Annotated in this window: 22 protein-coding genes; 7 read left to right on the top strand and 15 right to left on the bottom strand. The window is 38.8% G+C overall.

The features are described 5' to 3' along the window. Positions 1 to 15: 15 nt before the first annotated feature. Together SHI21_RS16010 and SHI21_RS16005 are read right to left on the bottom strand one after the other, a co-directional pair. Complete coding sequence (locus SHI21_RS16010; protein ID WP_323577876.1) at positions 16 to 1,071, bottom strand: hypothetical protein; 1,056 nt, start codon at positions 1,069 to 1,071, stop codon at positions 16 to 18. Positions 1,072 to 1,114: 43 nt separating this feature from the next. Next, positions 1,115 to 2,041 carry a hypothetical protein gene (locus tag SHI21_RS16005; protein ID WP_323577874.1) on the bottom strand — a complete coding sequence of 309 codons (927 nt, stop codon included), beginning with the start codon at positions 2,039 to 2,041 and terminating at the stop codon, positions 1,115 to 1,117. Positions 2,042 to 2,120: 79 nt separating this feature from the next. On the opposite strand from SHI21_RS16005, the gene SHI21_RS16000 reads away from it, so the two are divergent. Together SHI21_RS16000 and SHI21_RS15995 are read left to right on the top strand one after the other, a co-directional pair. Beyond that, a complete protein-coding gene (locus SHI21_RS16000) occupies positions 2,121 to 2,450 on the top strand; it encodes a hypothetical protein (protein ID WP_323577873.1) in 330 nt (109 codons plus the stop codon). Further along, positions 2,450 to 3,652 (top strand): class I SAM-dependent rRNA methyltransferase, encoded by a 1,203-nt coding sequence (locus SHI21_RS15995; RefSeq protein ID WP_323577871.1) that lies wholly within the window; start codon positions 2,450 to 2,452, stop codon positions 3,650 to 3,652. The genes SHI21_RS16000 and SHI21_RS15995 overlap by 1 nt, the downstream gene beginning before the upstream one ends. Here the strand turns inward: SHI21_RS15995 and SHI21_RS15990 are convergent. The 3 genes from SHI21_RS15990 to SHI21_RS15980 are packed head-to-tail and all read right to left on the bottom strand — an operon-like array spanning position 3,645 to position 10,274. Next, positions 3,645 to 8,246 carry a serine hydrolase gene (locus SHI21_RS15990; protein ID WP_323577870.1) on the bottom strand — a complete coding sequence of 1,534 codons (4,602 nt, stop codon included), beginning with the start codon at positions 8,244 to 8,246 and terminating at the stop codon, positions 3,645 to 3,647. The genes SHI21_RS15995 and SHI21_RS15990 overlap by 8 nt on opposite strands. Positions 8,247 to 8,248: 2 nt before the next feature. Further along, entirely contained in the window at positions 8,249 to 8,572 is a 324-nt protein-coding gene (gene uraH / locus SHI21_RS15985) for a hydroxyisourate hydrolase (protein ID WP_323577869.1), read from the bottom strand. 10 nt (positions 8,573 to 8,582) lie between these two features. Further along, a complete protein-coding gene (locus SHI21_RS15980) occupies positions 8,583 to 10,274 on the bottom strand; it encodes a urate hydroxylase PuuD (RefSeq protein WP_323577867.1) in 1,692 nt (563 codons plus the stop codon). 152 nt (positions 10,275 to 10,426) lie between these two features. Between SHI21_RS15980 and SHI21_RS15975 the strand changes: the two genes are divergently transcribed. Beyond that, positions 10,427 to 10,993, top strand: a complete 567-nt coding sequence (locus SHI21_RS15975) for an RDD family protein (RefSeq protein WP_323577865.1) — start codon at positions 10,427 to 10,429, stop codon at positions 10,991 to 10,993. Between the two features lies 1 nt (position 10,994). On the opposite strand, the gene SHI21_RS15970 is transcribed toward SHI21_RS15975, so the two are convergent. From SHI21_RS15970 to SHI21_RS15945, 6 genes are all read right to left on the bottom strand, one after another. Further along, a complete protein-coding gene (locus SHI21_RS15970; RefSeq protein ID WP_323577863.1) occupies positions 10,995 to 12,479 on the bottom strand; it encodes a hypothetical protein in 1,485 nt (494 codons plus the stop codon). Positions 12,480 to 12,992: 513 nt separating this feature from the next. After that, complete coding sequence (locus tag SHI21_RS15965) at positions 12,993 to 13,517, bottom strand: 4Fe-4S binding protein (RefSeq protein ID WP_323577862.1); 525 nt, start codon at positions 13,515 to 13,517, stop codon at positions 12,993 to 12,995. 40 nt (positions 13,518 to 13,557) lie between these two features. Next, positions 13,558 to 14,721: an NADH-quinone oxidoreductase subunit D gene (locus tag SHI21_RS15960; RefSeq protein ID WP_323577860.1), complete on the bottom strand. Its 1,164-nt coding sequence runs from the start codon at positions 14,719 to 14,721 to the stop codon at positions 13,558 to 13,560. Continuing rightward, positions 14,721 to 15,338: an NADH-quinone oxidoreductase subunit C gene (locus SHI21_RS15955; RefSeq protein ID WP_323577858.1), complete on the bottom strand. Its 618-nt coding sequence runs from the start codon at positions 15,336 to 15,338 to the stop codon at positions 14,721 to 14,723. Before SHI21_RS15955 ends, SHI21_RS15960 begins: the two co-directional genes overlap by 1 nt. Continuing rightward, positions 15,331 to 15,813, bottom strand: a complete 483-nt coding sequence (locus SHI21_RS15950; RefSeq protein WP_323577857.1) for an NADH-quinone oxidoreductase subunit B — start codon at positions 15,811 to 15,813, stop codon at positions 15,331 to 15,333. Before SHI21_RS15950 ends, SHI21_RS15955 begins: the two co-directional genes overlap by 8 nt. Before the next feature lie 159 nt (positions 15,814 to 15,972). Continuing rightward, the gene (locus SHI21_RS15945) at positions 15,973 to 16,932 is read right to left on the bottom strand and encodes a hypothetical protein (RefSeq protein WP_323577856.1); all 960 of its coding nucleotides are present in this window, start codon (positions 16,930 to 16,932) and stop codon (positions 15,973 to 15,975) included. A 152-nt stretch (positions 16,933 to 17,084) separates the two neighbouring features. Here SHI21_RS15945 and SHI21_RS15940 point away from each other — a divergent pair, with 152 nt between their 5' ends. Continuing rightward, positions 17,085 to 17,390 (top strand): hypothetical protein, encoded by a 306-nt coding sequence (locus SHI21_RS15940; protein WP_323577855.1) that lies wholly within the window; start codon positions 17,085 to 17,087, stop codon positions 17,388 to 17,390. 53 nt (positions 17,391 to 17,443) lie between these two features. Next, complete coding sequence (locus tag SHI21_RS15935) at positions 17,444 to 17,749, top strand: hypothetical protein (protein ID WP_323577853.1); 306 nt, start codon at positions 17,444 to 17,446, stop codon at positions 17,747 to 17,749. Between the two features lie 54 nt (positions 17,750 to 17,803). On the opposite strand, the gene SHI21_RS15930 is transcribed toward SHI21_RS15935, so the two are convergent. Further along, positions 17,804 to 19,384: a HAMP domain-containing methyl-accepting chemotaxis protein gene (locus SHI21_RS15930; protein ID WP_323577852.1), complete on the bottom strand. Its 1,581-nt coding sequence runs from the start codon at positions 19,382 to 19,384 to the stop codon at positions 17,804 to 17,806. 228 nt (positions 19,385 to 19,612) lie between these two features. Beyond that, on the bottom strand, positions 19,613 to 19,948 hold the full coding sequence (locus SHI21_RS15925) for a thioredoxin family protein (protein WP_323577851.1): 336 nt from the start codon (positions 19,946 to 19,948) through the stop codon (positions 19,613 to 19,615). 380 nt (positions 19,949 to 20,328) lie between these two features. On the opposite strand from SHI21_RS15925, the gene SHI21_RS15920 reads away from it, so the two are divergent. Both SHI21_RS15920 and SHI21_RS15915 read left to right on the top strand, forming a co-directional pair. Next, positions 20,329 to 21,879 (top strand): methyl-accepting chemotaxis protein, encoded by a 1,551-nt coding sequence (locus tag SHI21_RS15920; RefSeq protein WP_323577850.1) that lies wholly within the window; start codon positions 20,329 to 20,331, stop codon positions 21,877 to 21,879. A gap of 98 nt (positions 21,880 to 21,977) precedes the next feature. After that, complete coding sequence (locus SHI21_RS15915) at positions 21,978 to 23,282, top strand: S8 family peptidase (protein WP_323577848.1); 1,305 nt, start codon at positions 21,978 to 21,980, stop codon at positions 23,280 to 23,282. A gap of 1 nt (position 23,283) precedes the next feature. Here the strand turns inward: SHI21_RS15915 and mtgA are convergent, their stop codons facing one another. Both mtgA and SHI21_RS15905 read right to left on the bottom strand, forming a co-directional pair. Further along, complete coding sequence (gene mtgA / locus SHI21_RS15910; RefSeq protein WP_323577847.1) at positions 23,284 to 24,159, bottom strand: monofunctional biosynthetic peptidoglycan transglycosylase; 876 nt, start codon at positions 24,157 to 24,159, stop codon at positions 23,284 to 23,286. A 36-nt stretch (positions 24,160 to 24,195) separates the two neighbouring features. After that, positions 24,196 to 24,702, bottom strand: coding sequence for a MarR family winged helix-turn-helix transcriptional regulator (locus SHI21_RS15905; protein WP_323577846.1), 507 nt, complete (start codon positions 24,700 to 24,702; stop codon positions 24,196 to 24,198). Positions 24,703 to 24,728: the final 26 nt, after the last annotated feature.

The following is a 24,728-nucleotide window of genomic DNA, read 5'->3' as shown; positions in this document are numbered from 1 at the left end:
TTACCTAAAAAAGTGCTATTGTTCCATGGGTAAAACATTTATTTTTTTCAAGGCATCTATGTAGAGATGTGCCATGGCCTGATTGCCTACTCCATTGGGATGGTAATCTTTATTGGGTATAAGCACTTCTTCTGCGACATGAACTCGCTCAGGAAGCGTGATGACGGTTATTCCAGCTGTTTCTAGTTTATTTTTCAAACTAACAAAAAGCTGAGGCCCAATCTGCAAGGCCGTATCTCTCATTGAAACAATAAATTTCCCTTGAGGAAAATGCTCAGAATAATTCAACTTCATGCGTTTAAAAAGTTCTACTACCAATTGAGTATGATCTTCATTGAGGCGAGGTAAATCAATAATGTATTTTCTAAGCCAAGTGCTACTATTGATCAGTCTGTAAAACCAATAGACAAAAAAACGGTCTCTAAAGGTTCCTTGACGCACAAGCTTATTATTTTCTAATTTGTAATAGGGTGATTGACCTCTATCCCAAGAAGAATAGTCAAGACTTCCAATGATCCTTTGCAACATCCAACCATTCTCAAATGCATAAATAAAAACACCTTCTTTCTCTTTGATCAGAGTGTGCCATGGATAAGAATCCATCAAGGCCATCGTGTTGTGGACGGCCCCTCCTCGCATCCCAAAATTATAAAAATGCGCATTCGTTTCAAACGGAGCAAGCTTAGCGACAATGGTGTCTCCATCATTGCAGCCTTCTCCAAAGACCGTTGAGTCTCCAGCTATGATAAAATGCTTCTTTGCTTTGGGGTTTACTAGTTTTTGATTAATGTCTCTGAGTCCAAAGGCGCCAATGCTATAAGTAACATCGTAACCTTGTCCCTGCTTATCAAATTTAGAGTGCCTGACCCTCGTCTCTGGATAATAGGTAAAACCCACATCTTTCTTTAATTTATCCCGCACTTCATAATTAATTTTTGTATTGTATGTGATGGACTCTGTTGCATTTAAATGCTCGCCCCCAATTTCTTGAGATGTATGCACAACCACAGTCTCTGAATAAGACTGCCCACTCAATAATAAAAAAGAAAAAACAAGACCAATTAAACGCATACTTTATTAGCAGGTAACCAGTGTTTTTTGTCTACACCTAATTCTAATTTAATTGCATAAAGTATTGGAAAATTGAATAGAGATAAAAGAAATAGGCCGGAAGAAAAAAGAAGGCCGTCACGCAAAACTTAAGTCCCTCAACGCCTTTATTAAATTGTTCGAAACCATTTTCTTTTAAGCTCCACAACTCTTTGATGATTTCCTGAGATTCTACTTTAGGAGATATACCGTTTTCTTTCCAACGATTCACCAGGGTCACAAGTCTTGAAGCACAGGCAGAAAAGAGTTTATGCTTCATAAGCCCCCCTTCTAAAACGCGTGATTCCGAGAGTGTCTGTCCTACAGGCATCCCTATTTCCACCAGACTTACAAAAAGATAAAGTCTCTCGATTGCTTCTGAGAATTTATTAAAAATATGATTTTTGAATTTTTTAAGTGCTATATTAAAGGTTAAAATTCCAAATATCTGGACCATTAAAATAATCATCAGGTCGGAAGATTTTAGTGGTAAATCGGCCATAGAAGACGAGAAAAAGATAAAGCCCCATGTGGTCATGGTGATCACAACAAATTGTAAATTTCCTCCCAAGAGATTGCTTCGAAGTTTAGTTTCAAACTGTAAATCTTTGATGAGATTTAAGCGCAGTTCCGGAAGGATATTTTTTAAACTGATCCCTCTTTTTTGGTGAACTTCGAGTAAATCAAAAAGCAGTGTGGTGTAGAATTTGTACCGTGGTATTGAGTCTGTCGTGGTTTTCAAACCCATGGCCAGTTTGGCTTCCAAATTAGGAAGAAAACTAAGAAGTTTTTCTCCACTTTTCTGCTCTTTTTGAAAAGGGTTTTTCTCATTCATTTTTTTCAAGTAAGTGAAAAAACATTCAAGAAGATTCCATCCTTTTTCCCAAATACGATCTGGCAATAAAAGAATGCTTGATAGAAGTGCACAATAGATAAAAAGTTTAGTCATCATAAGGCTTCATAGGCAATTATCTGGCCATAATCCCCACTTCACAATTGACGTAAGAATTCATATTTGAAATATTTAGTGCATGAGTGAAATTTCAAAAAACCCAAATGATATCGCAGAAATCGGACGTATTCAGGATAATGATTTATCTGAGTACAACCCCCTTCAAGAAAAGATTGATGATCTTGAAGCACGTATAAAACTTCTAGGCGATATCTGCACTGAAATTAATCCTTATGAAGCGATTCCAGATGAGCTTAAAATGAAGCTGATGGATTTCAACATTCTTGATCTGGATGATCCATTCAAAGTGACTAATAGGCTGCTTATGCTTTTAGAAGACACGATTGATGAACTTCACATCCTAAAACCTTACGACGATACTAACAGCCCGGTAAAAGAAATCCTCTAATGAACAAACCAATACCTAAGGTCAATCTACACCCGGCCTCATGCAAATACTTGAAGCTTGGGCACCCGTGGATTACTGACGACAGTTACACAAAAAAATTCCCTAAAGATGCTTTCTTTTTAATCGGTGTCGATGAAAAGAATCGTCAGGATGTGGCCCTTTTAATTAATGATCCTCAACATAAGACGGTGAAGGCCAGACTATGGAGCTTGGATAAAGCTGAATGGACATTGGATTTTAAGCAGGTTTTAGCAGCAAGAATTAAAACGGCCATTGATTTAAGACGTCCACTTATGAGTGAGCGTGAAAATATCTTTTTGATCAACGGTGAAAGTGATGGTCTTCCGGGATTGTTAGTTCAGTTGTTGAAAAATGAATTGATGATTCAGTACTACGCAATGTTTTGGAAAGATCAGGAAGCAAGTCTGGTTGAACTTTTAAAACAGAACCTTCCAGAAATTAAAGATATCTGGGTACAAGAGAGAAACTTTGATCAGGCGAAAGCTATCAGATGTCTTAATGTAGCAAAAAATTCTTCTGAGTTTACTCTGAAAGAATTTGGACTTAACTACCAGATCAAAATTAATCAGCATTATGATTTTGGTATCTATAGTGACATGAGTGCCATTAGAAAAAATATGCGACCGTATCTACAGAATAAAAAAAGTCTCTTAAATCTCTTCAGCTACACTGGGGCCTTCTCAGTTTACTGCTTGGGTATGGATTTTGATAATGTGGTTTCGGTGGATCTCTCGCCAAAGTATTTAGCTTGGCTTGATGAGAACCTGGCCCTTAATCCGCAATTAAAAAAAGACAACCACTCTAGCCTTTGCATGCCAAGCGAGCGTGCGATGGATAAACTCATTAATGAGAAAATGAAATTTGAAGTGATCGTCTGCGATCCTCCAAGTGCTTCGAGTGATGGGAATAAAATTTCAAGTGCACTTAAGTCCTATGAAAATCTACTTCCGCAAATGCTGGAATTATTAGATGAAGAAAAAGGGCAGATTTTTGCTTTCTTAAACACTCACACTATCAGCTGGACGAAGTTTGAAGAAAAACTTAAAAGCATCGTCGATGCTTCTAAGTTTAAAAATAAAATTATTATTGGTAAGCGCTTTAAGCTCAGCGAAGATTGTGTGCCTCTTAAGGGTTTTCACGAAGGTGATTACTTAAAAGGCTTCCTCATCGAGTTTAAATAAAGCTAAAAACTTTCAGGCGATTGATCCCACCGTCTGGGAATGTTTTCACCTTAATTTGATCAAACATCTTATCACTCTTAATCTCAAATGATTTCGCATTTCCTGCAAAGGCCTTTACGCGCACTTTAGGAATAATCTCTACCCATTCATTATTCACTCGGCCTTCGATGCTCACAAATAACGGGTTGTTGTTTACGAAATAAATGAAGTCCATTTCAATACGATGAACCTTGCAGCCCCAAGCTAGAGACACGATACACTCTTCTGAGTGATCCTTTGCTCTACTTCTCGCTGATTCAAGACCGTCAAACATACTCATTGGTGAATAAGGTGAGACTACTAAAATCGCGGGCCCATAATGCTCGTTACTTGCTTTAACTAGATTTCCACCAAAGGCCATGCTGGCCACATTGATCTCGTCGCCTTTTTTAAAACGTGCAAGATTCTTTTTGATTTCAGCAGCGTCTGGTTTGTACACAATGCTTAATGGTTTTGTAGGAAGCTTGATTTCGTCTTTATAAACGTAGCTTTTGATTTCTTTTTCATCGAGGTCTTTATAAAGACCCAGGCGTGATAAACCACCATCCGGGTAATTTGAAACTCTGATGTATTTAAAGACTAGTTTTGTTGGGTTTGCTTTTAAGGCCATGAAAGCGTGACCTTCAAGATGAGTCTTAGGTGCAATCTCAATCCACTCTGAATTGTTATCAACTTGTCCTTCAACTTTAGCGTACTGAGCTTGATTTCCAAGATGGTACTTTGTAGAAAAAGTAACAAAGTTAATTTCAGAAGGTTTTTTTAATTCAAAAACCATCTGGTCACATTCTTTTTGATTGTGTCGGACTGTTTCCCAGCTATCCATGATCTTTCCTTGTTTCCCAAATAACTTGGGATCAAAGAATGGTTCAAACGGGCTTAGTAAATTAGTCGCACGGGCAAATTTTTGATTTGTGACTTCTAAAACTTTTCCACCAATAGCAAGATTGGTTTTAGATAATGGGTCTAATGCCCCTACTTCAATAATTTCTTCTGGCAGTGCTGGAAGAAAAGCATCAAAGATTAAATTCTTGTATCCAATATTAACCACTTCTTCTTGTGAAAGATTAGACACGTTAAAATTTTCTTTAAACTTCGTGAAATCAATTCCTGAGAAGTTTAATTCTTTTAAAAGCATTTGAGAGATTTCAGAAATAAAAAGTACCGCATTGAGTTCGCCATTACTTTGAATCACAAAACCTTTTCCGATATCAGGACCGTGGAAGCAGTGGATGTAGATTGCTCTGAATCCATCATTGGCACCCTGGTGAATCGCGAGTTTGTTATCTCCAGCTTCGGCAACAAACACTCCCAGTCCCATTTCACTGCCCATGAACTTCATGCAGCCGTTATCGGCCGAATGAAGCATCAATCTTGCAGTGTCGTGACTGATTGGCCCACTACCTGAAAGATTCTGGTAGGCGTCTGTCAGTGCGTTTAGGAATGAGGCCATGCTCTTGCCTGTTCCCATTCCTCCTGCTGCAAAAGCAGGAAACATAAGTCTGGTGCCGGGAACTTCTACGCCTTCTGCTGTAAAGCCGTGAGCGTATTTAGTATTGGGAAGATCTTTTTGCTCGAAACTAAAACCAGGCCAGAAATCTTTTGTGATCTCTTTAATCGATTTACCAGAGTGAGCTTCAATTAAATGCTCAAGAGTGATAAATCCTGCCCCTGAATATTTAAATTTTTCTCCCGGAGGATTAATAACCGCAACTTCACTTAAAAGAGATTCAATTTTAGGCATCTCTCCGTTCGCTGGGTAACCTTTCACATAGTGCATATTAAGCGCACTGTGATTCATCAGGTGCTTAATTTGAACATTGTCGTCTGATAAACGGAAAGTTGATTTAGTATTCTTTAAAACTGTATTAACTGAAGTTTCGATAGAGATATTATTTTTTGTAAAATACTCAATAGCAAAAGCACTGGCAAAAGTTTTACTTAATGAAGCTAGCTCAAACCAGGTATCAGGAGTGCTATCTCCCAGGCATACAGTTTGGATCTCAGGTGTCGCGATGGCAACCATGGCCCCTTTGATTTTGTGCTTATTTAAACTCTGTTGAAACTTTTCATTTAAAGAGTTTAACGGGTGCTCCATCACTCTTTTTTTAGTGATTTCAAAAAGTGCGTTTCTGGCATTATCTAGTTCTTGAGCTTCACTATTATTGATTCTCGTTTTTAAAACAGTAAGGAGCTCTTCTCCACTTTTACCTTTGGCCGAAACCAGGAATTTTACTCCGAATTTTGCCAGGTACTGTTTCCCCAGATCCTTTAACTCTGATTTAACTTTTTCTTCAGTATTAAACACCAGTGACTGCTCACTTGTGGCCATTTTATCCAGAGTTTTTTTGCCTTCACCAATATCACCGTGGAAGCTTGCTGCTTCAATGATGGATTTTTTATCAAACATCATGATGCTTTTTTCGATTGATGATAAATCCACAACTACATTTTTAGTTTGTGATGCCGCGAACTCGAAAGCTCCGCACATTTCGAAGTAGTAATTGAATCTTTCAATCTCACCAGGAATGGCAAACTTCTCTTTATCAATTTTAGAAACAGCTGCCCAAGGGTCTGATGCTTCTCGAACGTATGGGATCGTGAATGGCAGAAGAAGCTCAGTTGCGAATTCCACCGGCTTTTTATCCGTCATTAAACGAATCATTAACTTCATAGCAATCGGGTACCACTTTTCTGTACGCTCATCCCATTTAACCTGAACAATTTTTGTATCGTCAGATAAGTCTTTGCGAATAAAGTGTAGTTCTTCGTGAGCGATTTTCAGGAATTCCTGCAGCGTAAATCTACCGTGGTAAATTTCATGCCACACTTCCCATCTCGAGCGCTCAGCCGTTGCAAGGTCATCCATTACACGCACTGGTGTTCCAGCGATTTGCGCCGGCAAGGCCACGCAGCCATTCCCTGAAAGCCAGTCAGTGATGTACTGAAGCGATTGGAAAATATTATAACGGACTTCATCCGGGTGATTGTTAGCAATGAAGTTTGATTCTTTGATATCTGCAACTAAGAGTGAGCGCACATACATATCATCGTCAACATCAAGACCTGTGATATCCGGGCCGTGAATAAAATCGAGAATTTCTTTATGGTATTTTTTGTCTAATAGACCAGTGACCATCTCATCAAGTTTTGATTTGTCACCTTGTTGATGAAATTTCCATGCTTCCACTAGAGCAAGTCCGATACGCACGAAGTCCGGGTGAGCTACCCAAAATCCAGTCAGGTCGCGCTTCATCTGAGTGATGATATCTTTGATATATCCTTTGATCGTCACCTGGAAAGATTCACTGAAAAGATCAGGAGTTGTCGGAAGGATTCCGTACATACCACCTACTTTAATTCCACCGCGAGAACCAACAACTGCAGCGAGTAGATCGTGAGAGCCTTTGATGTATTTAATAACAATATTTGGGTCGGCCTTAACAGGAATTCGGTAATTGCCGTCTTCTTTAAATAAGCGTGCTGTTGATCCCAGGTAGTCATGCCACCCTAGAGAAGCTCCAGCGAAGTATGGATAAAGTTCATCCATAATTTCATTCACACGTAAAATAGCACGTGGGTTTTCCAGAACGATCATCAGGCGGATTGATCCAACGACGTAGTCTTTATGGATGGCCGCGATCATCTTCTCAGCTGTCTCAAGCATGATGCGAATGTAGCGGGCCTCTTCTTCGTTTTCTAATTTAGGAACATAAAAAGCAAGGGCCTCTTTATTGTGCCAGTTTTTAAATAAGTGAAGAGCGAAGTCATATAAGTGTAATGGGATTGGATTGTTTTTATAAAATAAAAAGAAACATGGCAGAGCAAGGCCCGGAAAGCGCTTGATAGGAAGTGATAATTTATCTTCAGCAAGCTCATAAGTCTTATTTGATTTATCATCGACGACTTTAATTGTTCTATCGAAACAATGTGTAAGGTTTTCGCCGGCAGAAATCAGGTCTTCTCTCAGTGGTGTTTTTGAATCTTCATCGTCTGCTCCCCATTTAGGAGTGCTGATGTGAGTTTTTAAAAGCTCTTCAACGATCTGAGGCTCACCTTTTAATTTTCTGTGATAAGCGTTCATCGCATTGATAGAAAGTTTGGCATTATCAGGTGGCCCAAAAAGAGTCACATGATTGCCTTTTAAGTACTCAGGGATTTCGGAAATAGGTTTTCCTCCACCTTTTTTGGCATACAATGTACTTAATGGCCCGATGACCACGCGTCCGCGAGAGTCTTCATGACCTAAAATTGTTTTATAATCGCTCGATTCGAAATCAATCTTTAAGGATTGATTGAATTTATAACAAGAAGCTGTTCTTTCATCGATGAACTTTCTGTCGAGTATTCTTTGCTCTAAAACTTGGGCCAGCTCGCCTTTTGTTTTTTCATAAAGCTCACATAAAAACTTCATAGACTCAGGAGTTTCTAATCCTCCACTCGCTCCGATATGAACCAGGCCTTCAACACCCTTATAGTTTTGTGCATGCTCTTTTAGAGATGCACAAATTTCAGGGGAAATATAGTCATGATAATATGGTATTTCAAAAGATTTCATTTCTATGTACCTCTATAAGTGCTGTATCCGTAAGGATTCAATAAAAGTGGAACGTGGTATTTTCTATTAACGTCAGTAACTCTGAAAGAGACAGGCGTATTTAAAAAGAATGACTCTTGTCCTTTTGCTTTGTAGTAATCGACAATATCAAATGTCAGTCGGTATTCACCGGCAACATTTGGGCAGTTGAAAACAATTCGGCCATCGGCATTGGTTTTATCTTCAGATAAAACACTCCATGCCAATCCATCATGTTTTTCCAGAACAACGCGGACATCTTTTGCCGCCATCCCTAAGCTCGTATCTAGTATGTGTGTGCTAATCATTTTTATTCTCTTAAAGTTTATAGTTAAAATTCAAATCAGGTTTGCCATTTTCAGTGACAGTAATCTCTTTCGTCTGAACACCAAACACTTCATGCCACACTTCAATTGTGTAAGTTCCAACAGGAAGTTTTTTGATTGTGAACTCTCCCTTAACATCAGAAACAGCAAAAAATGGGTGCTCAACGATCGCAAGGTTAGCCGACATCCATGGATGGATACTACATTTTGCCTGAACGAAAAATTCTGGTTTATCAAAGCGCTTAGAAATGCGCTGATCTTTTTTAGGCATCGCTAAATTGAATTTCTCATTACTTTTACTGATTGAGCGAACATTGTGAAAAACTGGATCGCTGTTAACGAACACAACTTCCTGACCAACTCTCGCAGCTGCCATTCTTGGATGGTAGATGCAATTTTTTTGATTCAAGACAACTGGTTCAGTGGGAACATCAGTATAAGTTTTTCCTTCAAGACCTTTCACAACTCTTACTAAAACGTTTTCTAGTTTTCCGTTGTTGACGATGACTTCATCAGTGAATTTAGATCCACCTTCTTTACATCCACCTGGTAGAGTTAATTTTTTACCTTGAGGTGGTGTTCCTGTAAAAGTGATAAGTCCTTTTACGTCGACAGTTGCATTTGAAGTTGCAGCAACTGCAGAAGCTTCAGGATTCGCAGGTGCCGCTGTTGTCGCAGCAGGAGCTTCAGCAACAGGTGTTTCAGGAGCGACCTCTGCTGATTGTTTTTCAACGGCCACTGGAGCAGGAGTTGATTCAACACTTACTTCAGGGTTATTTCCACCAGTCGTAAAAAACATAACCGTTGCAATAATAATCACACCAAGAGCACCAAAGATTTTTGATCTTCCTGGAGTTTTAAGTCTCCCAACAAAGTACTCTCTGATACAAGCACCGGCACCACTTAAACAAAGCAGGATAAGCCAGTTGTAATCACTTCCATAAGTCATAGGAAAGTGATTTGAAATCATGATCAAAATTACTGGAAGAGTAAAATAAGTATTATGAGTTGATCTGTTCTTAGCGTTTTTCGCCCATTCCTGATTAACCGGTGTTCCACTTTTTGAAGCTTCAACCATTTTCAACTGACGAGGAATAATTCTCATGAACACGTTGGCCGTCATCCATGTCCCAAGCATCCCACCGATGTGGATGTAAGCTGCTCTACCACTTAGTGTTTTACATAAAAGATAAGTCATTCCAAAAAACCATGCCAGAGTCAGGATGTGACCGACGATTGGTTTATCTTTAGTAAGTTTTCTCTCCCATAAAAAATCATAGAAAATCCATGAACCAACTAAAGTAAAAATTCCCAGGCACACGGCCTGAGTGTAAGTGATATTCGATACACTTGAATCCAGAAGATAAGTGGCATCTCCTGTATAGAAAATCATAAAAACTAAAAAAGCACCTGATAACCACGTCCAGTAAGCTTCCCACTTAAACCAGTGAAGATCTTTTGGAACTTTCGTCGGGCCCATAAGTAATTTTTCGACGTGATAAAATCCACCACCGTGAACCATCCAGACTTCGCCGACGTGTCCTTCATTAGTTGATTCCATATTTCTTTGGAATGTACGATCAAGCCACATAAAGAAAATGCTGGTACCAATCCATGTCACTGCAACTGTAATATGCAGCCATCTTCCGATGAGTAGTATCCACTCGTAAAAATCTTGATTCATAAACTTCCTTAACTGATTGAAATATGTCGGCCAATTAGATCATACAAGCCTTGAAAAAAAACCGTGCGAGATGTCGAAAAACGTGTAAATCACTGGGAAAATCTCACATTTGATGATAAATATTCTGGGTAACCTTCACTTAAGGAATTTGTATGATTTATGCTGGATTTTGGAAGCGCGCAGCTGCGTTTATTTTAGACGCTCTTGTTATTTGGGTCATCATGGCCATTCTTCTACTTGTGGCCTTTTTCCCGCAAATCCTTGCCTTCCTTTTAGGTGGTTTTTATCACGTGGTGTTTGAAACTTCTCCACTTCGTGCCACTCCAGGTAAAGCGCTTATGAAGATTGCCGTTTTAAAAGCAGACGGAAGACAGTTAACAATCAAAGATTCAATTATCAGATACGCTCTGTCTTGGGTTTCTGGGATGTTCTTGTGTCTTGGGTACTTCATTTCACTTTTCACAGACAAAAAACAAACTTTCCACGATATGGTTGCTGAAACAGTGGTTGTTGAAGAAACATTTGCAGAAAACAACTTCTGGCAAATTTTCGTCGCTCAATGCAAAGTGATTTTTGGAACTGATAAAGGATCAAACAATTCAGCAGAAAAACGCGTAGACTCTCAATCTCTTGAAGAGCTTTACAACCTTTACCAAAAAGGGATTTTAACTGAAGAAGAATATAAATCTAAAAAAGAAGAGTATTTAAAGAAGCTTTAATTTATTCAGTCACGTTGTATTGAGAAGCAACCTTTTTTAATTCATTATAAAAGGTTTTGTTTTCAAATTTAGTGTCTTGAAAAAACTTACTACGCTCCTCAGGGGGAAGCTTTTCAAGCGCCATAACGAGATTTTCATAATCTTGGTAGTCAATTTTTTTGCTTTCTCCTACAACCTTACAAACGGTCTTAACCTGATCGTATGTTTTAAATTGCATCATACTTAAAGCACCAAGACCGGCCACTCTCTCCGGCATACTTTCATTGTTTATGCGAAAAACACTTTTGGATTTAAGCATCTTCACAAGACGTAAAATCATTACATCTGAAATATACCCCGTTTCAGCAAGCGCCATTAAACTTAAACCTTTTTCTGCATCGCTAATTTTAGAATTTAATAAATTACCTTCTAAATATTTTAAAGTCTTAATATTATCAGGCCCAACAACCGCTAAGGCATAAATCGCCCCTAATCTATTATCGAGACTAGACTTAGATTGAGCAACATCCAAAATCGCATTAATAATTTCTGGGTCTTTAACCTCTAAGCATTTTAGAGCTAGAAGTGCATTAAAATCTGAAAAAACCTTATTGCTTAAATCACTCTTCTTTAGATTAATATTATTTTTTGCATTATAACTGCAAATTGCATCACGGGAGCCGACTGATACAGGAGGTTGCAAATACGTCAACATTGCCTTTTTCTCTGTATCTAAATATTCGCTTTTAGAAATAATATTCAACTTAAGCGCGAAAGAAGCAATATCGAGTTTACCAAATCCAGTTTTTGCTGAATTATAAAGATTTTGAATTTTCGATTTAATAACCGAATTGTTTTCAATTCTCTCTAATAATCCCTCACTCAGCGAAGGTTTACTGTCTAAATAGTCACTGATCGCTGGAATGTAGAGTGAAAAATTCTCATCACTTAATAGATTTAGAATATGCTCTATCCCGTCCTCTTCATTTAATTTATCAGACTTTAACAAACATATATTTTTTAGCTTTTCATAAGCAGGGTCTTCAACCGACAACCCACTTAAACCTGAGCATGTAACTAATAGACCAGAAGTTTGTGCAAAGTTTGTTACTTTTAAAACATTGGCCAAGCTTTGATTTTGTTGATTCCATTCTGTAAATTTATTCATCAATGAAAGTGCTCTTTTAATCTCTACTTCATTTAAATGGGAGTAGTAATCCGGGTTTTGCTGATGATATTTATTTAACATGTGTTCAATGTTTTTTCCGCTGGGTCCAACAGAATCAAAACCATAAATATGAGGAACATTTTTGAATGCTCTCTTCATACTATCTTCAATTGAAGTTCCTACTGAACCATATCTTTGCTCAACTGTTCTAGTGGCTTCACTTAATGGAATATTATCGGCGAGCAAGATATCTAAATACTGAGAAGCAGTTCTGTTATCTTCTTCTTTTTTTGCCAGCGTATTACAACCTAATAAAAAAACTTCTTTCGGATTTTCCATTATGCCCTGGCAATCATCTGAACAAGATCTCTTTTCTAACTCATTTAAAGGAAGAGTTAGTCCAGTTGATCCAAAAAATTTGCCCGCAAAATGCCCCGAGACAACTAAAATATCGCATTTTATTTTAGAGTCACATGCATTCTTAAACCAAGAATCATTTTTATTCGTGTCATTACTGATAGGAGCAAATTCATGAAAATCAAATTTTCCAGCATTTTTTCCACTCGATAATTGTTTCTTAAAAACATTCTTCTCTTCACTTGAATTTATAGTAATGAAACAAGCATTCATCTTGTCGGAAACAGCAAACGCAATTTGTTGGAAGGATATTAAGAAACAAAAAAGGAACATTCTTTTGGAAAGCTTCATTGCTCAATTTTAGCATAATCCAGTAAATCGTTATTTTTATTTATAACCAGGACTATTTGGAATTTTTTACCCCTGAGATTAGATTTCACAGAGATAGATTAGGCAAAAAAAAGCCTCCCAAAAAGGGAGGCCAACTTTTAGATTTTAAGATTTAACGATTCTCGTTCTCCACGCCCTAATATCCGGAGCGAGGTAGTCATACTTCATAGAAGCTAGTGTGTATGAAGCGTATTCGTAATCAGTCGTGTGAGTTAAACACTCAGTCGGACAAACTGTCGTACACAGTCCACAGTACATGCAAAGAGCAGTATCGATAGTGTATTGCTTAAGATCTAAACGAATCGGAGTTCCATCTTTCGTTTTAATTTTTGGTGCATCTGTTGGTCTCTTCACTGCCGCGATGTAGATACAGTCTACTGGACAAGAAACCGCACATTGAAGACATGAAATACAGTTTTCAGCATCGTTATAAAGACGTGAACGTGAATTGCTTGGAAGCTCTTCTCTTACTTCTGGGTATTCGATCGTAACTGTATCTCTCCCCCATACATATTTAAAAGTAATTCCCATACCAATCGCTGTCGATTTAACAGCGTAGTAAACGTTTTTAAACCACTGAGAAAAAGTCAGTTCTGGTTCAATGTTTTTCTTAAGGTGAATCGTTTCCATATTTATTCCCTAATAATTATTCTTTAAAATCCGTTTATACTTAACGATCTACTTCACCTAATACGATGTCGATACTTCCTACAGAAGCAACTAAATCGGCAACCATCTGCCCTGGAGCAATGATAGGAAGCATAGATACGTGAGTAAAACATGAAGACTTAACTTTTAATCTATATGGAGTTTTTCCACCGTCAGAAATTAGGTGGTACCCTAACTCTCCACGAGGACACTCAGTTCTCATATAGATTTCACCAGCTGGAACTTTGATGATCTTTGAAACTTTCCCCATGATAGGGCCTTCTTCAATTCCTTCAAGAACCTGACGGATGATTTTGATCGATTCGAACATTTCGAAAATTCTAACGTAGAATCTATCCCAGCAGTCTCCCACTGTTCCTTTTTCTCCTTTTCCAACAACAACGTCGAAATCGAATTTTTCATAAATTCCGTATGGACGATTTTTTCTTAAATCCCAGTTTACACCAGAACCACGAAGAACCGGCCCAGTAGCTCCGTAATCAAAACATTGCTCTTTTGTAAGAATTCCAACGTTAGCTGTTCTTTCGATAAAGATTTTGTTTTCCCCAACCAGGTCGAAGTATTTCTTTAGTGCACCTTCGAAGTAGTCACAGAAAGCAGCGATACGTTTTAATTGATCGTCGTTTACGTCATTCCATACACCACCAATCCAGATGTAGTTATAAAGCATACGAGCACCTGATAATTCTTCAAGAAGTCTCAGGATTTGCTCTCTATCTTGAGCAGCATAAAGGAAAGGAGTGAAAGCTCCCATATCGATTGCATACGTACCAAAATAAATTAAGTGAGAAGCAATACGTTGCATTTCTGCAACCATAACTCTGATGTACTCAGCACGTTTTGGAACTTCAGTTCCCAGCATTTTTTCTACTGTTAAAACGTATCCAAGCTCCATCCCCATTGCAGCTACGTAGTCCATACGGTCTACGAAAGGAATAACTCCTCTATAGTCTAAGTTCTCAGCATGTTTTTCGAAACATCTGTGAAGGTAACCAATATGAGGAATCGCTTCTACAACGATTTCTGAGTCAGTTTTAATTTCAAGTCTTAATACACCGTGAGTAGCAGGGTGTTGAGGACCCATATTTAAAGTAAGCAGGTCAGATTTTAAAATCTCCTGATCACCTAATAAGATTTTTTCTTCTTCAACGTGATGACTAGACATTATGCCTCCTCCGCTTCAGTTTCTTCTGCATCGTTTGACTTCCAGCTTGCAGATACTTTTTTAGGGTCGCCAATTTCAGCTTTTAATTTCTTACCGAAGAAGTGATCTTCAGTATTAATTTTATTTGGAGGGTTCACTAGCATATCTAAGTATTTCTCTTGAACAACGTAGTCTTTACGTAGAGGGTAACCTTGCCAGTCATCAGGAGTTAAAATTCTTCTGTGATCAGGGTGACCAACGAAGCTCACACCCATCATGTCGTAAGTTTCACGCTCTTGAAAGTTAGCTGCATTCCAAACCGATACAACTGAATCGATTTTTGGAAGAGTGTCTCTATTATTTCCATTACCGTCTCCACGAGGAAGAGCAGTTTTTACTAGAAGCTCAAGATTCTTTGTATAGTCAGCTAGGATGTAAGTAAGTTCGATTCTGTCTGCGTAGTCGCATCCAGTGATAACTTGAAGAACATTAAATCCTTCGCTCTTTAGAGTTTTACAAACGTCTAAAATTTTTCCTGAATCAACAGTGATTGATGAGTCACCAATTGTTGCAGTATTAACTACAGCGTTGGCACCAGACACGACTCTGTTAAGAGTTTCTGCGATTTGATTATGCATGTTTTACCCACTTATCACGAAGCATTCTTTCGTTTGCAATTTTCTTTTGAAGAGTCATGATCCCTTCGATTAAAGCTTCCGGTCTTGGAGGACATCCAGGAACGTAAACGTCTACAGGAACAACTTCATCCACACCTTTTAAAACGTGGTATCCGTGTTGCCAGTAAGGGCCACCTTTATTTGCACATGAACCCATCGATAAAACATAACGAGGCTCTGGCATTTGTTCGAATAGAGTTTTAATTCTTGTCGCCATCTTAAGAGTTACAGTTCCTGCAACAATCATTAAGTCAGCACGTCTTGGAGTGGCCATGAAAGCTCCACATCCGAAACGCTCAAGATCGTACTTCGATCCACCTGTCGCCATCATTTCGATCGCGCAACAAGCGAGACCAAAAGTCATAGGCCAAAGTGAGTTCTTGCGACCCCAGTTTAAAAAATCATCTACTTTCATCATGACGACGCTGTCTTGCATCTCGTGCTCCTATATTTTGTACGCACAAAGTTCTTTCATTAAATCTTTACAATTATTACACAAATTTTACCGACGGTACTGGTTGTCGTCAATGAAAAGTGAGAGGTAAAGTGATAAAATTAGACGGGTATTTTATGACGAGATGTGCTTTTAAAAAATCTATTTAGAAACAAATCTGTCACAGCGAGATTTGAAATCTTCGAACATAAGACGAAAATCTTGAGTGTCTTTATTGGAGTCGACACTCGCAGGCGCTCTTCCTATCTTATCTTGCATAAGCGTGATGCGGTTTTGGTCGTTTTTACAAACGCGGTCCATAATATTGACGTATTCTTTCACTGCAGCAACGGGATATGGGAGTCCCCAGGCCGAAGATATAAACAAAGCTTCACTATTTGATGCTTGTGGCAATTCCCCTGCGGTAATAGCGAACTTATCCAGGTCCTTTTTCAGGTTATCAAAATGGTTCCCCACTTTATAGAACTCCTGAATCCCCAGCTCCTTTGAAACACTGCCCAGTTTCTGGTCGTAGACCTTCTGGCAGTTCGAACGGGCAAACCCTACCCCAGGAAGCAGCTCCTGAAGGACCTTGCACTCAACCATATAGGCATCAACTTCTCCGCCCCTGCCTTCGACCGTACTTTTAATGAAGTCTTTTAAATGGAATCTTGAATCGTATGGATTAAAAGGCTCGCGGTAAGTGTAGTGAGTAAGCTCGTGAGCGAAGTCTAATAAAGCATCCAGAGTTTTAAGGTGTTTATTAAGATAGACCTTCGATCTGGTTTCATACATGACGGCGGCAGGATTTGAGGCCGCAAAACGACGAATTAAAGTTGTGTCTGTGAGTGAGCCATCCCCGATTGCGACGACATCAAAAAGCGTAAAGCCTTGTTGAGCTGCTTTTTCCGTGGCCTTGGCAATGACCTTTTTCCCAGTAGAAATCTTCTTTAATCCCTCTACCAGACGTCTAAAGTTATCTTCATCAGAACGTCCCGGTTTATACCAGGCCTCAGTGAAGTTTAGGGTTTCTTCGATATCAAACTTAGTTGCAGCAGGGGCCTGACCACCGAAGCTCAACATAGCGATAAATACAGGAATTATTAAAGACGATCTCTTCATGAGTGTCTTGTCGGTAGACACTTGATCGGGCCTTACAGGTAATCTTTACAAACATTCTTGAGGGAATTGCTCCCCCATGTACAATTCCATTGAAATAAAAAATAACTAATCTTGGAAGGCCCTAAAGGCCTCCCCCTTAATTTGGAGCCTTTATGAAATTTGCAATCGTAATGATGACTTTACTTGTATCAGCTAACGTATTTGCTTACTCAATTACTGATTCAACAGTTCTTACTTCTATTTTACCTAGTATCAGTTCTGCCTCTACAACAGGTGGATACCCTGAAGCACTTCAGGTTGTTAATGATGCTCAAGAGTTTTTGCAAAGTGGAGCTATTCATCCGAAGCTAGCGGAAAGAATTAATATTCTTCAAGACAACAATAGCGCCCTATCTACTGGAGAAGCAGTCGATATGTTACTTGCTCGCGCAGAAGAAATTATTAAAGAAAACGAATAAATAAAGACTAACGAAGATCACACACTCTCTTCGTCACAACTTTTGGAGTTATTATGAAATCACTTATCGCTATTCTTGCTCTTGCTGTAACTGCTAACGTATTTGCTTACTCAGTAACTGACTCATCTGTATTAACATCTGCAGCACCATTTCTTTCAAGTGCTACAACGTCAGGTAGTTTAGGAAAAGTTCAGGCAAACGCTATCATCAACGACGCTCAGGAAATGCTACAAACTGGAGAGACTTCATCTTTCCTATCTCAAAAAATTAAAGAAACTCAGGATTTAAACGCAGGTGCTTCAGAGTCAGAAGCTCTAGACATTTTAATTGAATCTGCACAATCACTTCTTTCTAAATAATTAAAAAGGGGCCTGTGCAATCAGGCCCCTTTTATTTTCAATTATCAACTTTATCTAAGCAGCTTTCCCGTGCACCGTTTGATAAAGTTCCGAAGACATCTCTTTTAATACATCCGCTCTATCTGATAAATCTTTTGCCGCTTTTGCTACTGAATGTGTGACACTTGAGTTTTCATTCGTGGCCACATCAATCTGTCCCATAGCATTTGTAATTTCCTGAATCCCTTTTGACTGCTCAGTAGATGCTCTGGAAATTTCGTCAATCAATACATTCACTTTTGAAGTGCTGTCGACCACCTGATCAAACATCGTTCCGCATTTTGAAGCGACATCCTGACTTTTTTGAACTTTGCCTTTGGCAATTAAAACAAATCTTTCCACGTTGGCCTTATTGTCGGCCACGATTTGATCTACCTTTCTAATACTCTCTTCAACGATTGCTGAAATTTCACCGGCAGAACGACCACTCATTTGAGCTAAGTTCCCTACTTCTTCCGCAACAACCGCAAATCCTTTTCCATTTTCACCTGCTCTTGCTGCTTCAACTGAAGCATTAAAAGATAAGAGTTTTGTCTGGAAAACGATGTCGTTAATAACTTTTGTTTTAGCTGCAATGTCGGCAATAACAGAAGAGATCTCGGCAATTTTTCTGTTACCTTCTTCTACCGATTGCATGATCTGATCGTTACCAACACTCACTTCATCAACTGACCTGATCATTTCTTCTACTGCGCGCTTTCCTTCAATAACTGTATCGCGACTCTCCGATGAGAAAAGAGCTGATGAATGGCAATTATCAGAACTCTTTTTAACCATCGCCGTTAACTCTTCAACTGAAACCGAAGTTTCCTGAACGGCCGCTGCCTGTTGAGAGACTGCTGATGATAATGTCTCACTTGATCCGGCCACCTGAGAAGATGTTTGCGCAATTTCATTGGCCCCATCTGCCAGAACTTCTGCAATACGATTTAATGTTGAAGAAATCGCACGTGAGAATAAAAATCCTGTAGCGATTGAAAAAATAAAACCAACGATCCCTAAGACAATAATCGTCTTTTCAGCTTTGGCACTACTCGCTTTTGCACTATCAACCCATTTCACTGCTTCTGTTTTTTGAAATTCTAATAATTCGCCCAGGTCTTTATAAAATTTAAAACGAGCATCTTTAACTTCAGTGCTCATATAAAATTTTTGAAACAAATGTCTTTCTTCAGGTTTTTTTAATAAGGCCAGCTCCCTTCCTTTAGCAATATCTGCATTCACCAGTTTCCACGTTGCCATCATTTTATCACGCAGAGGACCCTCGCCTTCAACAAAGGGAGCTTTCTCGTAATCAGCAACAACTGCATTGAACTGCTTCATGGTATCTTCAAATCGCCCAGCAAGGCGCTTTATTTCTTTTTCATCATTGCCCTCAAGAGTGCTTTGAATCATTAAGCTCATCGCTTTATCAGAGATACCTTTTAACTCTTCAAGGTAAATAGCGTTGGGAAGATTAATATTAGAAACGTGTTCATATTTCTCTTTCACTTCCTGCAAACCTTGATAGCTAAAAAAGCCTACGACTGCCAAACAAAGCGCAGACACACAAAATGCTGCTCTCATTTTCCAATTCAAACTTCTTTTTTCAAACATACTTTTTCTCTCCATCATTAGTCGTATGCCTAACAGATCGAAAGAATGAAGAAATACTTAAACATATTCATCTTTGGCCATTCTTATGAATGGGCCTTGAAATTTATTTATTCAATTGCCAGCATTTTTTTAAAGGTGTTTTTTCATTGATTTTTTTGGCAACTCCTATTTGGAGTTTATTTAGAATAACGATGAGATTTATTTGAAAAATTGATTGAAAAAAGCTTATTAAAGCTGCTCTACTTGAACTGCGCTTGTCAAAAATTGAGAAAAATTATTTGATTTATCAAAGCCCACAATCTGACTCACCATTTTTTTACCACGGAAATAGATAAAAGTCGGAAGACCATCGATGTCGCAATAACGATTCAATTCTTCTTTTAAGTTTGGATTGTCTGAAAGATTTAATTCATAAAATGGGATGTCATAATTAAGAGATCGAAGCTCCAGGATCGCGCGGTCACAAGCATCCGAATCATCCTCAGTAATCACCAAAAGAGCATGCGGAATGATCTCTGCTCTTCTTAAAAAATCGCTGAATGTTTTAAGGCGTTGTGCTTTCATTTTGGCAGAGTATTATAAACCGACGCTCATCTCAATGGCCGATTAAAGAACAATGGTTAAATCCATGTAGGCCATAGCTAGGCACAAGAATCCCTTGAACTTGTCTGTAAAGAAAGGCCCTAATTAAGAGATTTCACATTGCACGAAAAAAACCTTTAAATTGCCCTGTATTCCTCTTGAACTATTTATGGTTTTTTCTAGTCAATAACGCCGATCCCTTTACACACTCAGCTAATCGGGCCATAAGGGCGTTCCAATCTATTTGGTACCCAAATCTGGAGTTTGATAATGATTGTCAGCTTCAGATTTTTCTTAATTATTTATTAAATTCAGATCCTTCTTTATAAGCCGATTAATGATTAAACATCGAGAGGAATTATATGAAGAACTTGTCAGTGACCAAGAAACTACAAATCGGAATTACTGCACTTGTGATTCTTTCTTCTATCAGCTCGCTGGTCAATTACATGGCCTACCAAAAAGTGGCCCGTGCCTATTCTGAGTTCACTCATTTAAATGATGCCAGTCGTGAACTTAATTATTTTACCAATCTTCTTACCAACAATACCTTAGGTTTTATGGATGCCATTGTTGATAAAGACTCCGGAACCGTTGATAAAACAATTACAGATAAAAATGATGAGTTTTCTAAATGGATAAAAGATAATGGAACGCCATTCTTAGCGCATATCAAATTCATTGATCCGGCATTTGATGAATCCGCTTTTACAAAAAAAATAGAAAGTTACTCGTCAGCTGGATCGAATATGATCACCGATATTAAAAATAAAAAAGTTGATGAGTTAGGTAAATATGATGACGTCATTGATGGATTAAATGAATCCTTGCAGGTTGATATTGCAAAAAAACTCAATCTTGCCAATGAAAGATTCAAGGCCGCATCAGTTGAAGTAGAAGATGCTCAACAGATGATTTCAAAAAGTTCAATCATCTCACTTCTCTCAGTGCTCCTTTGTGGAATTCTCATTGCGACTTATGTGATCCGCTCGATTAAGATGACACTGGATACAGCAGGAAAAAAACTCACAGAAGGAACTGACACCGTTTTAAAAAGTTCTATGGAGTTTGCTGACCTGGGAGTCATGATTAAAGACTCAACAAGTAAGCAGGCCTCTTCACTTCAGGAATCAGTGAGTGCTATCGACGAAATTAAAGCAACAGTCGACAGAAATGCTGACTTATCAAATGAGTCCGTCTCGATTGCTGAAACGTGCGTGCAGTCTTCGCAAAGAGGTAAAAGTGCTATTCGCGATATGGTGAGTGCCGTTGGTGAAATTGAAAACGACCAGGTAAAAACCACACAAATGCTGGAAGAAACCGCACAGGAAATCAGAGAAATGGTGAATGTGATTAAAGGCATTGGACAAAAAACTGATGTCATTAATGATATCGTTTTTCAGACTAAACTTTTATCTTTTAATGCTTCAGTAGAAGCGGCCCGCGCCGGTGAACATGGAAAAGGGTTTGCGGTTGTCGCTGAAGAAATTGGTAAACTGGCAACGATGAGTGGAGATGCTGCGAAAGAGATTAATGAACTTCTAAGCAATAGCATCCACCAGGTTGGGTCCATCGTTGAAAAAACGGAAAGAAGCTCGGTGGAAATTACGCGATCGAGTAAGGCCAGCATTGAAACCGGTGTTCGCACAGCAAGAAACTGTGATGATGCCCTGATTGAAATTTACGACCACGTAGAAAAAATGAAAGATATGATAAAAGAAATCAATGCGAGCTCAAGCGAGCAGGCCCAGGGGATCAGCTCTATCTCACTTGCCATGAGCCAACTCGACCATATTACCAATGAGAATGTCATGTCGGCAGAGAAATGTGCGACCTCAGCTCACCAACTGAGTGCTCAATCAAAAAGCCTGGAAGAGTCGGTAGATTCTCTATTTGTGGCCATAAAGGGATAAATTTCTAACTTTATCCAACACCGTAGACGAAAAGTTTGTTCATTTCAAAATGCGTCCTTTAGACTTGTTACTTCAACACTGTTTAAAGGATTAAACTTATGAAATTTCTGCTTATGAGTATGCTGGTACTGACAATGACGTCTGCCCATGCTGCAATAACTCCCACTGAATTAGTTGTAAAAGTAAAAGCTGGTAAAGCTGTTCCAAACTTTGGTGCTGATTCAAAAGTTCAAAATCTATTTGGAAATATCTATATCGTAAGAAATAACGATGTTTCTGTTTTAGAAAAACAATTAAAAAACAACCCGAACATTGAGTACACAGAAAGAAACTCTCGCGCAGAGAAGTCTCCTCTACCAATGCCGGTAGCATCTCCTCTTGATGTTGAAAAATCATTCAAGGCCGTTAATCTTTTTAATGACCCTAAGGTTGATAAAATCTGGTCATTCAATGATGCTGATAAAAATGGTGTTTCAGTAAACGCTGCTTACCAGCTTCATGGAACAAGCGCGACATCGACTGTGATCGTTGCCGTAGTTGATACAGGGATTGATTACACTCACGAAGACTTAAAAGATGTTGTGTGGGTTAACGAGGGCGAAATTCCTGGAAATGGAATTGATGACGACGGCAATGGATATGTTGATGATGTAAACGGAATCAACACTCTTGTAAGAGATTCACAAGGGCGTGCAACAGGAAATAATAAAGACACTCACTCTCATGGAACTCACGTTTCAGGAACGATTGGGGCAAAACAAAATAACGGTATTGGGATTGCGGGAATCGCATCGAACGTTAAAATTATCGGAATCAAGACAGTTCCAAACAGCAGTGATGAAACTGATATTGATGTAGCTGAGTCTTTTATTTACGCTGCTAAAAATGGTGCAAAAATTATTAACTGCTCATTTGGGAAAGGACAGAACGAAGGGAAGAATTTAATTCCTGACACACTTAAATACATTCAGGACAAATATGGTGTTTTAGTTATTGCGGCCGCTGGAAACGATACTTCTGATATTGATAAGTACCCTACATACCCGGCAAGCCATAAGAGTGATAACCTTTTAATTATCGCTTCAACGACTAAGACAGGTGCTCTAAGTTCATTTTCTAACTATGGTAAGGTGAATGTCGATGTAGCTGCTCCAGGCTCAGACGTGTTCTCGACAACTCCAGGTAACAGATACGCTTCGATGTCAGGGACTTCAATGGCAAGCCCCACAACAACTGGTGTAGCTGCTGAAATTCTTTCTCACTACCCTAACCTTTCACCACTTCAGTTAAAACAAGTCATCATGGACTCTGTGAACACTGATTATCGTTACAAAGATAAAATGATTACTGGTGGAAGAATTGATCTTCTAAAAGGTTTAGAGTTAGCTAGATCAATCAAATAACTTAATCGTTACTATTGTCTTCGCTATTATTTGGCGTTGATTCTTTGGGGGCTTCGGCCCCTTTTTCTTTATCAGCTTCTTCTTCACTATCAAACTTTAAAGAAAAGAACTCTCGTGATTTTTCTTCCGGTGTCTCGATTGGTTTTAATTCAGCTTTTACATCAACCTTAGCTATCGCAATCGGTGCACGTCCTCCCATAATTCTGCGCTGACGGCGGCTGATATAGCGGCTTGGTTTATCAATTCTAAACCTGATTGGATTTGGTAGTACAGCGGCCATCAGTGCGGCCTGAGAAGAGTTTAGTTTGGATGCTGGCTTCTTAAAAAATTTCTGAGCTGAAGCTTCTACACCGTAGACGCCTTTACCTTGCTCAATAACATTTAAGTAAACTTCCAGGATGCGCTCTTTAGGCCACAGGGCCTCGATCAGGACAGTGAAATAAGCTTCCATTCCTTTTCTAAGCCAGCTACGCGAAGGCCACAGAAAAACGTTCTTAGCTGTCTGCTGAGAAATCGTGCTCGCCCCTTTTTTCTTTTTGTGAGTTTTATTATACTGCATGGCCTTTTCGATCGCTTCGAAATCAAAACCATTATGTTGATAAAATTTGTAGTCTTCTGCTTTAATAACTGACTGCTGCATAGGCTTAGAAATCTGTTCAATGGGTACCCATTTTTTATCAATACCTACGAACTTATCTTCAGTAAAAACTGAGCCGATGCTACGCCAAAACATTAGTGGAGTGTAAGGAACAGGAACAAAACGATAGAAAATAGTAAGACCAATACTAAGAATCAAAAACCATTTCACAGTTTTTAAAAAGATAATTAGTCCCTTTAAAAAGGGGCCTCTTGGGGGCTTCACAGTAGTTTCACTCATATAGGTATGAGATTACCATGAAGCAAAAATATTTTGTTATTTTTTTATGTTCATCAAAGCTTCTAAAAGCTCTGGGACCAGTCTTCTTAAGTGAGCTTCATCTTCTTTAGAAAATTGCTTAAAGACCTCGGCCTCCAATTCACTTCTAATAGTTCTAATTTTTTCCAGTATGGCAGCACCCTTTGCTGTTAGAGAGACAAGCTTAGAGCGACGGTCCGTAGGATCTACGTCGCGCTTTACCAATTTAAGCTTCTCAAGTTTATCAATGATTTTTACAATTGTTGCTTTATCTATCCCTAACTCCTGTCCTAGAGTTAATTGATTAACGATTGCTCCCGTGTTGAGCACATAGAGTATACCGCAATCAGGGGCCGCAAGTTCAAGCTTATAGAGATGCCCATCTTCCATTAAAGAGCGGAGGATAATTCCTGTTTTATAGAGGCTATAGCCAAAGAATGTTTTGAGTCCCGGATGAACCCTCGTCTCATATTCTGTTAGCTTATCTGTCTCAATGTTTTTTGTTTTTGTTACTTTTTTTCCCATCAATAGATTCTATCACAAATAGTTTG

The sequence above is a fragment of the Bacteriovorax sp. PP10 genome, assembly GCF_035013165.1.
Lineage (GTDB): Bacteria > Bdellovibrionota > Bacteriovoracia > Bacteriovoracales > Bacteriovoracaceae > Bacteriovorax > Bacteriovorax antarcticus.
The sequence above is the reverse complement of the archived record's forward strand: the minus strand, read 5'-3'. Positions and strand labels throughout refer to the sequence as shown.